The following is a 13,774-nucleotide window of genomic DNA, read 5'->3' on the forward strand; positions in this document are numbered from 1 at the left end:
GGTGGATTCCAAGGGTTGACGCCAAGGGCGGGATGCCGCCCGGCAAGGACTCAATCGCCGGGCAGCTTGCGCGCGATGCACATCAGCGACAACGCACTGGTCGCCGCACCCGGCCGGCGGCCGGAGAGCAGGTTGCCCAGGCGGTATTTCCAGTCGGCCGGGCCGACCGTGCCGGCCAGCGCCTCGGCGCCGATCTGGTGGTTGTGCGCATACACCTTCACCTCGAAGCCGAGCGGATTGAGCGTGCGGCGGAAGAAGGCCTCGGTCAGGCCGTCGCCCGGACGATGGTGGATCTCGGTGCGCAGACCCCAGTCCTGCTGCGGACCGGACTTGTGGAAACCATGGCCGGTCACCCGGTAGATCCACAGCCGCGCATTCCACATGAGCTTGGCCACGCCCTTGTAGTCCCAGGCGGTGAGTTGCGGATCGTGGTCGGTGATCAGCAGGCCGTTGGGCTTGAGCAGGCGCGCACCTTCACGCAGCACCGCCGCCATGTCGTCGCAATGGTGCAGCGACGCATTGATGGCCACGATGTCGGCGAAGCCTGACTTGAGCGGAACGTCGGCGGCATCGGCCAGCACCGCCTGGTACCCGAGGTCGGCCGCCATCTCCAGCGAGCCGGCCGCCACGTCGACGCCCACCAACAGCTTCGGCTTGCCGCCCAGGTTGGCGAAGACGTTGCCCGGCCCGCAACCCAGGTCGACCACCACCTTGTCGGTCCAGTCGCCGCCGGCGGCCATCCAGCGGCTCTTGAAGTGGTCATCGCGGTGGCAATACGTCAGATATTCCTGCGCCCATTCGGTATTACCGAAATAGGTGGCGTTGGCCAGCAGGCCGTCGGAAACCTTCTTGAGTTCCGCTTCGAGATAGCGGCCCCTGCGTTTCAGTCTAAAACCAGGCACAAGAACATCATTCAGAACCATTTTGAACTCCGTGATGTAGATATTGACTTTAAAGACTCAAGCCACGGCGTGTTTACCGCGATGTCGATGAATTCTATTTTTCGGTTCTCCAGCAATGATAGCGACATTGCCTCTAGTTACACCTGCGGCAACATGTTTCTACCCCGACCCTCCCCAATTTCAAGGGTTTTCCCTAGGTATGTAAAGCGCAAGGTGCAGTCATCCGTGCGGATGCCTGCACGTTCTCTCCAGCCTTCCCACAAACCGACTTCCCTCTGAACGAGGGGATCATCGACCCAGCCCGTTTACGTTTTACAGACAGCTTCCATTCGAACTGACTATCGGCAGAGGGTGGCGTATAGGTAGGCACTACCTCGTCATCGGTAGATTGGGTAGAACAATCCCGCAACAACTATTTCTGTTTGTAAGTTGGCCAAAAATTGAATTGCAAGCATCAGGACAACACCTAGGATTGCGACAAGATATTTCAGAGATGCGCTCCCAGGACCGATTAACCAGCGGGTAGCACCGTGAACGTTTTCTATTTTCCTGCCCAAAATCGTATGGAAAATTCCGCCTTTAAACTCAACGCCGGCAGCGGCGAAACAATCGGATTATCCATATTCGATCTGCTTTCGCCGGAAAACCACGAAACCGCGGGTCCGGCGGGCCTGCGGGCACGGCTCGCACTCGACGATGACTTCCTTGCCGACTGCGCCAAGGCGGGTCTGGGCGTCGACGCTCCGGCCGATGCCGTGCTGCTCGGTGCCTGGCTTTTTCTGCAGGCCCGCTGGGCCGGCCGCACGACCGCGACGCTCCACGAAGAACGCCGCCCACGCCCTGCCGATGCGAGCCGCGTGCTCCTGGAAACCCTGGCCGTCGACCTCGACACCCCGGCGCACGGCTGGCTTGTCCAAGTGCAACGCAGCCGCATGCAGCTGCCGGCCGACAAAACGACCGGCCGCACCACCGCCACCGCCACCGATCGCGCCGCGCTCTGGGCCGATGGCGAAGCAACGGCGGGCACGCCCGCTGCCGGCCTGCGCTTCTGGATCAAGCCCGCCGGCCGCGAAGCCGCCGAGCTGCACCTGTGGGCCGACAGCACCGTCGTGAGCCAGCGCGCTGCCGAGCAGCTCCTGGCAGCCGTCGTCGACACCGCCCGCGACATGCTCTCGCGCCCCGCCGCCCGGCTGTCCGAGTTGCGCACGCTCTCCAAGGCCGACGAGCAACTGCAGCGCCGCCAGTGGATGCGCCCGCACAGCGCCTGGGACGAGAACCTCACGGTGCACGGGGTCTTTTCCCGGCAGGCAGCCGCCCACCCTGACCGCATCGCGGTGGAAGACGTGCACAGCCGCCTGAGCTATGCCGAGCTGGAGCGTCGCTCCGACGCCCTGGCGTTGCGCCTGCGCCGCCGCGGCATCGGCGCCGGCCAGACGGTCGGCGTGCTGCAGGACCGCTCGGTCGCCGCCGTCACCAGCCTGCTGGCCATCCTCAAGAGCGGCGCGGCCTACCTGCCGCTGTCGACCGACTTCCCGCCCGAGCGCTGCGCCCTCATGCTCGAGCAGGCCGGCGCCCGCCTGGTGCTGGTGCGCTCCAGCGAACTGCACCACGTGCCGCCCGGCCACGCCGGCATGGCGGTCGACATGACCGTGGACGCGAGCGAAGCCGAGACAGCAACCGAGCCACCGTCACCCGCCGATCACGGCGGCGCCGAGTCGCTCGCCTGCGTCATGTACACCTCGGGCTCGACCGGCGCGCCCAAGGGCATCGAGATCCGCCACGGCTCGATCCTGCGGCTGGTCGTCGGCATCGACTACCTCGAACTGCCGGCCGGCGAAGGCTTTCTGCATGCCGCGCCGCTGGCCTTCGACGCGTCCACGCTGGAGATCTGGGCGCCACTGCTCAACGCCGGCCGCTGCGTGGTGCACGACGAAGCCGTGCCCACCGGCGCCGGCCTGGCCCGCACCATCGAGCGGCACCACGTCGGCAGCGCCTGGCTCACCGCCGGCCTGTTCAACGCCGTGGTCGACATGGACCCGACACGCCTTGCCGGCCTGCGCCAATTGGTGATCGGCGGCGAGGCGCTGTCGGTGCCGCGCGTGCGCCGCGCCCTGGCCGCCCTGCCCGGCCTGGCACTCTCCAACGGCTACGGCCCGACCGAATGCACCACCTTCGCCACGGTCCACCGTATTGCGAATGACCTCGCCGAAGACGCGGTGTCGGTGCCGCTCGGCCGACCGATCCGCGACACCACGCTGCGCATCCTGGGCCCCTCGCTGGCGATGCTGCCGCAAGGCATGGTGGGCGAACTCTGCATCGGCGGACGCGGCCTGGCGCGCGCCTATGTCGGCCAGCCCGCGATGACCGCCGAGCGTTTCGTCGCCGACCCCTTCGGCGCTGCCGGCGACCGGCTCTACCGCACCGGCGACCTGGCGCGCTGGCTGCCCGACGGCACGGTCGAGTTCCTGGGCCGCGCCGACGGCCAGGTCAAGATCCGCGGCCACCGCGTGGAGACCGCCGAGGTCGAGGCCGCCGCGCTCACCCATCCCGGCGTGCGTTCCTGCGCGGTGGTGGCCCAGGCCGACGGCCGCAGCCGCACCCGCCTGGTCATCTACCTGGTGGCGCAAGGCCGGGCACCGAGCTGGAGCAGCCTGCGCTCGCACATGGCCAAGCGCCTGACGCCGGCCATGCTCCCCTCGACCTGCGTCTGGCTCGCCCGCCTGCCGGTCACCCCCAACGGCAAGCTCGACCGCCGCGCCCTGCCGCCGGCCTCCATGGCGCGCCCGCTGCTGGCCCAGTCCTACGAAGAGCCGCGCGGCACCACCGAAGAAGAAATCTGCGTCGCCTTCGCCCAGGCGCTGGGCATCGCCCAGGTGGGCCGCCACGACAACTTCTTCGATCTGGGCGGCGACTCGCTGACCGTGCTCGAAGTGCTGGCCGCCCTGCAGCCCGGCAGGCCGCGCCCGCTGTCGGCCAACCTGTTCTTCCGCCTGCCCACGCCCAAGGCGCTGGCCGAGCAGCTCGACAGCAGCCCGACCGCCGCCGCCACCTCGGCGGGCACCCGCGCCACCATCGACCCGCTGGAGCCGGTGGCCCTGGTGGCGATGGCCGGCCGCTTTCCCGGCGCTGCCGACGTGGAGCAGTTCTGGGCCAACCTGCTCGCCGGCCGCGACACCGTGAGCTTCTTCGACGACGCCGAGCTCGACCCCGGCGTCGCCCCCGAACTGCGCGCCGACCCCGCCTACGTGCGTGCACGCGGCGTGCTCGGCAACGTCGAGGACTTCGATCCCGCCTTCTTCGGCATGAGCCCCCGCGAGGCGCAGCTGATGGACCCGCAGCAGCGCGTGTTCCTGGAGATCTGCTGGGAAGCGCTGGAGCGCGCCGGCTACGTGCCCGACCAGGCCCCCGGCCGGGTCGGCGTGTTCGGCGGCATGCACAACGCCAGCTATTTCCGACACCACGTGCAGAGCCGCCCCGACCTGGTGGGCGCGGTCGGCGAATTCCAGGTGATGCTGGCCAACGAGAAGGACTACCTCGCCACCCGCACCGCGCACCGGCTCAACCTCACCGGCCCGGCGCTGAGCATCAACACCGCCTGCTCGACCTCGGCCGTGGCCATCGCCCAGGCTTTCCACGCGCTGCGCGGCGGCCAGTGCGACCTGGCCCTGGCCGGCGGTGTTTCCATCACTTGCCCACCGCGCAGCGGCTACCTCTACCAGGAAGGCTCGATGCTCTCGCCCGACGGCCACACCCGCAGCTTCGACGCGGCGGCCCAGGGCACGGTCTTCAGCGACGGCGCCGCCGTGGTGCTGATGAAGCGCCTGTCCGACGCCCAGGCCGACGGCGACACCGTCTACGCGGTGATCCGCTCGGCGGCGGTCAACAACGACGGCGGCGCCAAGGCCAGCTTCACCGCGCCCAGCATCGACGGCCAGGCCGCCGTGATCCGCGCCGCGCTGCAGTCGGCCGGCATCGATCCGCGCAGCATCGGCTACGTGGAAGCACACGGCACCGCCACGCCGATGGGCGACCCGGTGGAGATCGAAGCCCTGCGCAGCGCCTGGCAGGACCAGGGCGCGACCACCGGCGGCGAGCTCGGTGCCGACATCGGTTACTGCACCATCGGCTCGCTCAAGAGCAACGTCGGCCACCTGGTCACCGCCGCGGGCGCGGCAGGCGTCATCAAGGCGGCGCTGTCGCTGCACGAAGGCGTCATCGCGCCCACCGCGCATTTCACCCAGCCCAACCCGGCGATCGACTTCGGCCGCACGCCGTTCCGGGTGAGCGCCGAACTCCAACCCTGGCCGCGCAGCCGCGAACCGCGCCGCGCCGCCGTCAGCTCCTTCGGCGTTGGCGGCACCAACGCCCACCTGATCCTGGAAGAAGCCCCGCGCGCACTGCCCGCCGACCGCGCCGACGGCCCCCAACTGCTGGTGCTCTCCGCCCGCTCGGAGGCCGCCCTGTCGACCACCCTGCAGAACCTGGCCACCCACCTGGAGCGCCACGACGGCCTGGCGCTCGCCGATGTGGCCCACACGCTCTACACCGGCCGCAAGACCCAGCCGTACCGCTGCGCCCTGGTCGCCGCCGACCGGGCCGAAGCCATCGCTACCCTGCGCAACGCCGACGCGGCCGAACGCGCCACCGGCACGGCACCTGCCGGCGTGCCGCAGCCGGTGCTGGTGTTCCCCGGCCAGGGCGCGCAGTACACGCTGATGGGCGAGAACCTCTACGTCACCGAGCCCACCTTCCGCGCCGCCTTCATCGAATGCCTCACCGCCTTCGGCGAAGTGCTCGACTTCGACCTGCGCGAGCGCCTCTTCTCGGCCGAACCCGGCGCGCTGGAGCAGACCTCGGTCACCCAGCCCGCCACCTTCGCGCTCGAATACGGCCTGGCCCGCTGCCTGCTCTCGCTCGGCGTGAAGCCGGTCGCCTTCATCGGCCACAGCGTCGGCGAATTCGTCGCGGCGGTGCTCGCCGGCGTGATGAGCCTGCGCGACGCCGCCCGGCTGGTGGCCCGCCGCGGTGCGCTGATGCAGGCCCTGCCCGGCGGCCAGATGCTGTCGGTGCGCCTGCCGGCCGACGCCGTGCTGCAACGCCTGGCCACCGAGCCCGAGCTGGCCCTGGCCGCCGACAACGGCCCCAGCGCCTGTGTCGTCGCAGGCCCGGCCGACGCCGTCGCGCGCTTTCGCTCCGCCCTGGCCGCCGACGCCGTCGACAGCCGCCTGCTGCAGACCTCGCACGCCTTCCACTCGGCCATGATGGACGCGGCCGTGCTGCCTTTCCAGGCATTGGTGCGCCAGGTCGAACTGCGCGCGCCGACGACCCCGATCTTCTCCACGCTCACTGGCGCCCTGCTGAAAGACAGCGAGGCGACCGACCCCGGCTACTGGGCCCGGCACCTGCGCGAAACCGTGCGTTTCTCGCCGGCCGTGCGCGCCGTGCTGCGGGGCCTGGCCGCACCGGTCTTCGTCGAGGTCGGCCCGCGCAACACGCTCGCCACCCTGATCCGCCAGCACCGCCAGCCCGACACCAAGGCCGTGCCCGCCGCCGTATCGCTGCTCGGCGACCGGCCCCAGCTCGAAACCCGTGCCTGGCGCCTGGCCGCCGGCCGCCTGTGGACGCTGGGCGTGCCGATCGACCTCGGCCTGCTCGACCGCCGTGCCCGCAAGGCCCGTGTGCTGCTGCCCACCACCCCCTTCGAACGCGTGCGCTGCTGGATCGACATCGCCGCGCCCGTCGCCGCCGCCGCCCTGACCGGCACCGCACCGGAAACCGTATCGCCCCACCTCCAGGAAACGCCCATGCACGATGCCTCGTCCACCGCCGGCCCACCGGGCGCCGCGCTCCTGCCCGCGCTACGCCTACTGTTCGAGGACGTCTCCGGCGCCGACCTGTCCACCGCCACGTCGAACACGCCGTTCAGCGAACTCGGCTTCGATTCGCTCACGCTGACCCAGGTCGCCACCCAGATCAAGAAGCGCTTCCAGGTCGCCGTCACCTTCCGCCAGCTGATGGAAGGCTGCCGCAGCCTCGACGCCCTGGCCGCCCACCTGGCGCCGCTGGTGAGCCTGCCGCAGCCCGCCGCGCCGGCACGCCCGGCGCCGCTGGCCGCCGCCCGCCCGGCAGCCGGCATCGCCGAGCCGCAAGGCCGCGCCGAGCTGCAGCAACTGCTGATCGACCAGATGGAACTGATGCAGCGCCAGCTGCGCATGCTGATCGGCGCCGAGCCGGCGGCACCGTCCGCAGCCGTTTCCCAGCCGCCGGTCGAAGCCGCGCCCGCTGCCGCCGAACCGGTGAAATACGACGCCAAGAAGGCCTTCGGCGCCATCGCCCGCATCCACTCCGAAAAACGCGAACTCAGCCAGCGCCAGCAGACCCGGCTCAACGCCTTCGTGCGCCGCTACACCGAACGCACCCCGCGCAGCAAGGCCTTCACCCAGGACAACCGCGAACACATGGCCGACCCGCGCGCGGTCAACGGCTTCCGCCCGGCCACCAAGGAGATCACCTACCAGGTCGTCATCGAGCGCTCCAAGGGCTCGCGCCTCTGGGACATCGACGGCAACGAATACGTCGACGTGCTCAACGGATTCGGCATGAACATGTTCGGCTGGCAGCCGGACTTCGTGCAGGACGCGGTGCGCAGCCAGCTCGACGCCGGCTACGAGATCGGCCCGCAGCATCCGCTGGCCGCCGACGTCACCCGCCTCATCTGCGACCTCACCGGCCACGACCGCGCCGCGCTCTGCAACACCGGCTCCGAAGCCGTGATGGGCGCCCTGCGCATCGCCCGCACCGTCACCGGCCGCCACCTGGTGGTGCTGTTCACCGGCTCCTACCACGGCACCTTCGACGAAGTGCTGGTGCGCGCCGGCCGCAACGGCCAGGGCCTGCCGGCGGTGCCCGGCGTCATGCCCGGCATGTTCGGCGACGTGCGGGTGCTCGACTACGGCACGCCCGAATCGCTGGCCTTCATCGCCGAGCATGCCGACGAGCTGGCCGCCGTGCTGGTCGAACCGATCCAGAGCCGCCGGCCGGACTTCCAGCCGCGCGAATTCCTGCATGCCGTGCGCGCCCTCACCGAGGCCAGCGGCACCTGCCTGATCTTCGACGAGATCATCACCGGCTTCCGCGCCAGCCTCGGCGGCGCGCAGCAGGTGCTGGGCGTACGCGCCGACCTGGTCGCCTACGGCAAGGTCATCGGCGGCGGCTTCCCGGTCGGTGTCATCGCCGGCAGCAGCCAGTACATGGACGCGCTCGACGGCGGTGGCTGGCAGTACGGCGACGACTCCACCCCCTCGGTCGGCGTCACCTACTTCGCCGGCACCTTCGTGCGCCATCCGCTGGCCCTGGCCGCGGCCAAGGCCGCGCTGACCCACCTCAAGAAGATGGGCCCCACGCTGCAGGACCAGCTCAACCTGCACACCGCCGCCATGGCCGACGAGCTCAACGCCTTCTGCATCGAGGCCGGCGCGCCGCTGGAGGTGCGCTACTTCTCCTCGCTGTGGCGGCTGCACTGGCAGGAAGACCATCCGCTGCAGGACCTGCTCTTTCCCATGATGCGCAGCCGGGGCGTGCACATCCTCGACAACTTCCCCTGCTTCCTCACCACCGCCCACACGGCCGAAGACATCGCCACCATCAAATCGGCCCTGAAGGAATCGGTGGCCGAAATGCAGGAAGCCGGCTTCCTGCCCAAGCGTGTGCCGACCAGCCGCGCCTTCGACCCCGCGCAGCCACCGATTCCCGGCGCACGCCCCGGCCGCGACGAGAACGGCCGGCCGGCCTGGTTCGTTCCCGACGCCAGCGGCGCCGCCCGTTTCGTGAAGGTGCCCGAATGAACGCCCGTACCGAACCCATGGCCGAGACCGACACCGACGGCGGCCTCCTGCAGGACGTCTGCCGCACCACCGCCGCCCAGCGCGAGCTGTGGCTGGGCGCCAAGCTCTGCGAGGAAGCCACGCTCGCCTACAACGAATCGATGGTGATCGACCTGCACGGCGAGCTCGACGCCGGCGCGCTCGAACAGGCGCTGCGCACCGTCGTCAGCCGCCACCAGTCGCTGCGCTCGGCCATCTCGGCCGACGGCGCCTGGATGTTCATCGCCCATCCGGACGAATTCTTCGAAGTGCTGGAGAGCGACCTCTCCGCCCTCGAAGGGCCGGCCCGCGACGCGCTGTTGGAGGAGCTGCACCAGCTCGCCACCCACATTCCGTTCGACCTGGAAAAGGGCCCGCCGTTTCGCGCCGTCATCTGCCGGCTGTCGGCCACGCACCACCAGCTCATCCTGTCGGCGCACCACATCGCCTGCGACGGCTGGTCGTGGTCGGTCATCGTCGACGAGCTCGGCCGGCTCTACCCGGCCCGCCCCGGCGCCGGCCCCGCCGCCCTGCCGCCGGCGCCCCTCTACAGCGACTTCGCGCAGCGCGAAGGCCTGGCCGCGTCCGAGCCCGAAATGCAAGCGCACATCGACTACTGGCTGCGCACCTTTGGCAGCGGCGAGCTGCCGGTGCTCGAACTGCCGCTCGACCATGCCCGCCCGCCGGTGCGCACCTTCCGTTCGCGCCGGCTCTGCGAGTCGCTCGATGCGAGCCTGGCCACCGCCGCCCAGGCCCTGGCCACCCGCAGCGGCGTGAGCCTCTTCGTGGTGCTCTTCAGCACCTTCGCCGCCGCCCTGCACCGCATCACCGGCCAGGAAGACCTGGTGATCGGCATCCCCGCGGCCGGCCAGCTGCCGCACGACATGCCGGGCCTGGTCGGCCATTGCGTCAACATGCTGCCGCTGCGCATCGGCACGCCCTCGGCCTGCCCCTTCACCGGCCTGCTGCGCGAGGCCTCGTCCACCGTGCTGGACGCCTACGAACACCAGGCGGTCGGCTACGGCGGCCTGCTGGAGCAGCTCGCCCTGCGGCGCGACGCCAGCCGCCTGCCGCTGGTCAGCGTGCTGTTCAACCTCGATGGCGAAGCCCGGGTGCGCCCCGGCGCGTTCGGCGGACTCGACGTGCAGCTGGGCACCCTGCCGCGCGCCTACGAGAACTTCGAGCTGTTCCTCAACATCGCGCCGGTCGCCGGTGGCGGCCTGGAGCTGCACCTCCAGTACAACACCGACCTCTTCGACGAAGACACCGTGCTGCGCTGGCTCGACATGTATCGCGCCATCCTGGGCTCGGCCACCCGCACGCCGGACGCCGCACTCGGCCTGCTGCAAGTCCTCTCGCCCGCCGAGCAGCTGGCGCTGCGCCGGCTGCAGCCCGCGCCCACCGTCGTCGAAGGCGAGCGGCTGATGCAGGCGGCCTTCATGGCCCGCGTCTCCGCCGAACCCGATCGCACCGCCCTGCGCCACGGCGCCATGCGCTGCAGCTACGGCGAACTCGACCTCGCCTCCAACCGCCTGGCGCGCGCCTTGCGCGCACGCAACATCGGCCGCGGCCGGCTGGTGGGCCTGTGCCTGGAGCGGGGCATCGACATGGTCGCGGCCCTGCTCGGCATCCTGAAGAGCGGTGCCGCCTACGTGCCGCTGGACCCGTCCTTCCCCGCCGCGCGGCTGGAGCAGTACGCCGAAGACGCCGGCCTCGACCTGCTGCTGACCAGCTCCACCGTCGCCTCGGCGCCGCGCCACTGGTGCGCCGACGCGCCCATGCACATCTTCGAGATCGACCACGACACCGCCTGGCACCTGCAGCCGGGCGAGGCCCTGGCGCCCTCGGTCCTGGACGCCCGGCCCGAGGACAACGCCTACGTCATCTACACCTCCGGCTCGACCGGCCGGCCCAAGGGCGTCTGCGTGCCGCACCGCGCCGTCGCCAACCTGCTGCAGACCATGCAGGAGGCGCCCGGCATCTCGATGGACGACACCCTGGCCGCCGTCACCACGCTGTCCTTCGACATCGCCGTGGCCGAGCTGCTGCTGCCCCTGGCCGCCGGCGCCCAGGTGGTGCTGGTCGACCGCGAGATCGCCCTCGACGGCCAGCGCCTGGCCAACCTGCTGCTGGCCGAACGCGTCACCATCCTGCAGGCCACGCCCGGCACCTGGCGCCTGCTGGTCGACGTCGGCTGGCCCGGCGCCCCGGGCTTTCGCGGCTGGGTCGGCGGCGAATCGCTGCCCGCCGCGCTGGCGCTCGACCTGCTCGACCGCTGCGCCGAGGTGTGGAACGTCTACGGCCCCACCGAAACCACCGTCTGGTCGACGGTGTGGAAGGTGCGGCGCGGCGACCTCGAAGCGCGCGGCATCTCCATCGGCCGGCCGATCGGCAATACCGAGGTGTGGATCCTCGATGCCGCCCACCAGGTCTGCCCGGTCGGCGTGCCCGGCGAGATCTGCATCGCCGGCGACGGCCTGGCCAACGGCTACCTGGAGCGGCCCGACCTCACCGAAGACCGCTTCGTGACCTGGCCCCTGCAGGGCGGCGCCGTGCGCCTCTATCGCACCGGCGACCGCGGCCGCTGGCGCAACGACGGCCTGCTGGAGCACCTGGGCCGCTTCGACTTTCAGCTCAAGGTGCGCGGCCACCGCATCGAGCCCGCCGAGATCGAGATGCGCTGCTGCGAAGCCGCCGGCATCGCCCGCTGCGTGGTCATCGCCCGCGAAGACCAGCCCGGCGACCAGCGCCTGGTGGCCTACGTCACCCTGGCGCCCGGCGCCTCGACCGATCTCGATCCGCTGCGCCACCACCTGCGCGAACGCCTGCCCGGCTACATGGTTCCCCAGCACATCGTCGTGCTTCACAGCCTGCCGGTGCTGCCCAACGGCAAGATCGACCGCGCCGCGCTGCCGGTGCCCGACGCCGCCGCCGTCTCCGCCCTGTCGCAGCGCGGCGGCAGTGCCCGCGTGGCGCCCGCCGACGCCCACGAAGCCCGCGTGCTCCACGCCATGGAACAGGTACTCAGCCTGCCCGGCATGGACATGCACGACGACTTCTTCGCCATGGGCGGCCACTCGCTGCTGGCGGCCCGGCTGGCGATGCGCCTGGGCCTGGAGTTCGGCCTGACGGTGCCGCTGCGCACGCTCTTCGAATCGCCCACCGCCGCCCAGCTCACCCGCGCCATCGCCGCGCTCGGGCAGGACACGCAGGCCGCCGTCCGGGCACCGCTGCCGCACCGCCCCGGCCGCCGTGGCGCGCCGCTCACGCCGGCGCAGGAGCGCATCCGCTTCGTCGAAGAAATGCACCCCGGCCGCTCGGTCTACAACATTCCCTCCGCCCGCCGGCTGCGTGGTCCGCTCGACCTGGCCGCCTTCCGCGCCACCCTCGCCGAAATCGCCCGCCGCCAGCCCGCGCTGCGCACCGCCTTCGGCCGCGACGGCGCCGACGCGGTGCAGCACATCGCCGAAAGCGTGGAAGTGCCGCTGGCGCTGATCGACCTGAGCCACCTGCCCGACGACCAGCGCGAACACGAACTGCTCGACCGGCTGCAGGAGTTGGCCGACCGGCCGATCGACATCGCCCAGGCACCGCTGGTGCACGCCGCCCTGTTCCGCATGGGCGCCGACGACCACGTCTTCCTGTTCGTGCCGCACCACCTCGTCTGGGACGGCGCTTCCTTCGACATCTTCCGCGACGAATTCGCCGCCATCTATCCGGCCCTGCTCGCCGGCCGGTCGCACACGCTGCCGGCTCCGGCCTGCGGCCACGGCGACTACGCCGAATGGCTGACCGGATGGATGGCCAGCGAGGACTACGCCGCGCAGATGGCGCAGTGGAAGGAGCGCTTCGCCCGCATGCCGCTGCCGCGCACGCCGCGCACCGACCTGCCCCGCCGCGCCGGCATGACCGGCCAGGGCGGCGCCCAGTGGATCGAGATCGACCCCGACACCACCGAAGCGCTGCGCGGCGCCGCACGCACCATGGGCGTCACCCTCAGCATGCTCACCTTTGGCGTTTTCGCGCTGATGATGGGCGACGTCATCGGCACGCAGGCCGTCACCATCGCCACCCCGGTGCGCGGCCGTGAGGCGCCCGAGACCGAAGCGGTGCTGGGCTTTTTCAACAACGTGCTGCCGGTGTCCGTGGAGATCGACGCGAGCCTGCGCATCGACGCCTTCCTGCGCGAGATCAAGCGCGAACTCATGGCGCTGATGCCGCTGCAGCAGGTGCCCTTCGAGCGCCTGGTGGCCGAGCCCGAATTCGCCCGCTGGTCCAAGGGCGCCGGGCTCTACCAGGCCATGTTCACCTTCCAGGACATCCGCTCGCGCGGCCAGGCGATCGGCGACATGCGCTCCAGCCCGATCCCGCTGATGCAGCGCGGCGCCACCGACGACCTCGGCCTCTGGCTGATGGACGCCGCCGGCGGCCTGCAGGGCGCGCTGGTCTACAACGCCGACATCTACCTGCGCGAAACCGGCGCCCGGCTGCGCGACCGCTACCTGGAGCTGCTGGCGCGTCTGGCGCAGTCGCCGCAGGCGCTGGTCAGCGAGCTGTGCTCGCCAGCCCAGTCGCCGAGCGCCGCCTACCTGGAGCGCCTGCAGGCCGGCCCGCCCGCGCGGCTGACCCAGGTGCATCCGGCGCCCGCCGAGCCGCAGCCAACCCAGGCCGATGCGCCCCCCCCGCCGCATGCCGCCCTGGCTGCGGTCTGGGCCGAGGTGATGGGCATCGACGCGGCCGGCATCCGCGCCGGCGACAACTTCTTCGACCTCGGTGGCGACTCCCTGCTGGTGATGCGCGCCGTGCTGCAGGCCCAACGTGTCCTGGGCGTGCGCACCGAGCCGCGCCGCTACCTCTTCGAGACCCTCGGCCAGCTCGCCGCCGACCTGCCCCGCGCGGTCGAAGACGTGCGCGCCCCGGGTCGCAAGGGCGGCGTCGGCCCGGTGGCCGGCCGCAGCGGTCTGCGCCGCATCGGCAGGATGTTCGGCGGCTGGCGCCAACGGAACTGAG

The 13,774-nt window shown here is 71.0% G+C and carries 3 protein-coding genes; 2 read left to right on the plus strand and 1 reads right to left on the minus strand.

The genetic code is table 11. The annotated features are described in order from the left end of the window. Positions 1 to 50 precede the first annotated feature (50 nt). A complete protein-coding gene (locus tag R9X41_RS15135; RefSeq protein ID WP_318631269.1) occupies positions 51 to 923 on the minus strand; it encodes a class I SAM-dependent methyltransferase in 873 nt (290 codons plus the stop codon). A 542-nt stretch (positions 924 to 1,465) separates the two neighbouring features. Between R9X41_RS15135 and R9X41_RS15140 the strand changes: the two genes are divergently transcribed. Continuing rightward, positions 1,466 to 8,746, plus strand: coding sequence for a polyketide synthase (locus R9X41_RS15140; RefSeq protein ID WP_318631270.1), 7,281 nt, complete (start codon positions 1,466 to 1,468; stop codon positions 8,744 to 8,746). Next, the gene (locus tag R9X41_RS15145) at positions 8,743 to 13,773 is read left to right on the plus strand and encodes a non-ribosomal peptide synthetase (RefSeq protein WP_318631271.1); all 5,031 of its coding nucleotides are present in this window, start codon (positions 8,743 to 8,745) and stop codon (positions 13,771 to 13,773) included. Before R9X41_RS15140 ends, R9X41_RS15145 begins: the two co-directional genes overlap by 4 nt. Position 13,774: the final 1 nt, after the last annotated feature.

It is taken from the genome of Xylophilus sp. GOD-11R (assembly GCF_033546935.1).
In the GTDB taxonomy this organism is placed as follows: domain Bacteria; phylum Pseudomonadota; class Gammaproteobacteria; order Burkholderiales; family Burkholderiaceae_C; genus Xylophilus.

Excerpts from the sequence above, each read along its gene's own strand:
- R9X41_RS15135 (WP_318631269.1), bottom strand. The coding sequence starts at position 923 with ATGGTTCTGAATGATGTTCTTGTGCCTGGTTTTAGACTGAAACGCAGG.
- R9X41_RS15140 (WP_318631270.1), top strand. The coding sequence starts at position 1,466 with ATGGAAAATTCCGCCTTTAAACTCAACGCCGGCAGCGGCGAAACAATC.
- R9X41_RS15145 (WP_318631271.1), top strand. The coding sequence starts at position 8,743 with ATGAACGCCCGTACCGAACCCATGGCCGAGACCGACACCGACGGCGGC.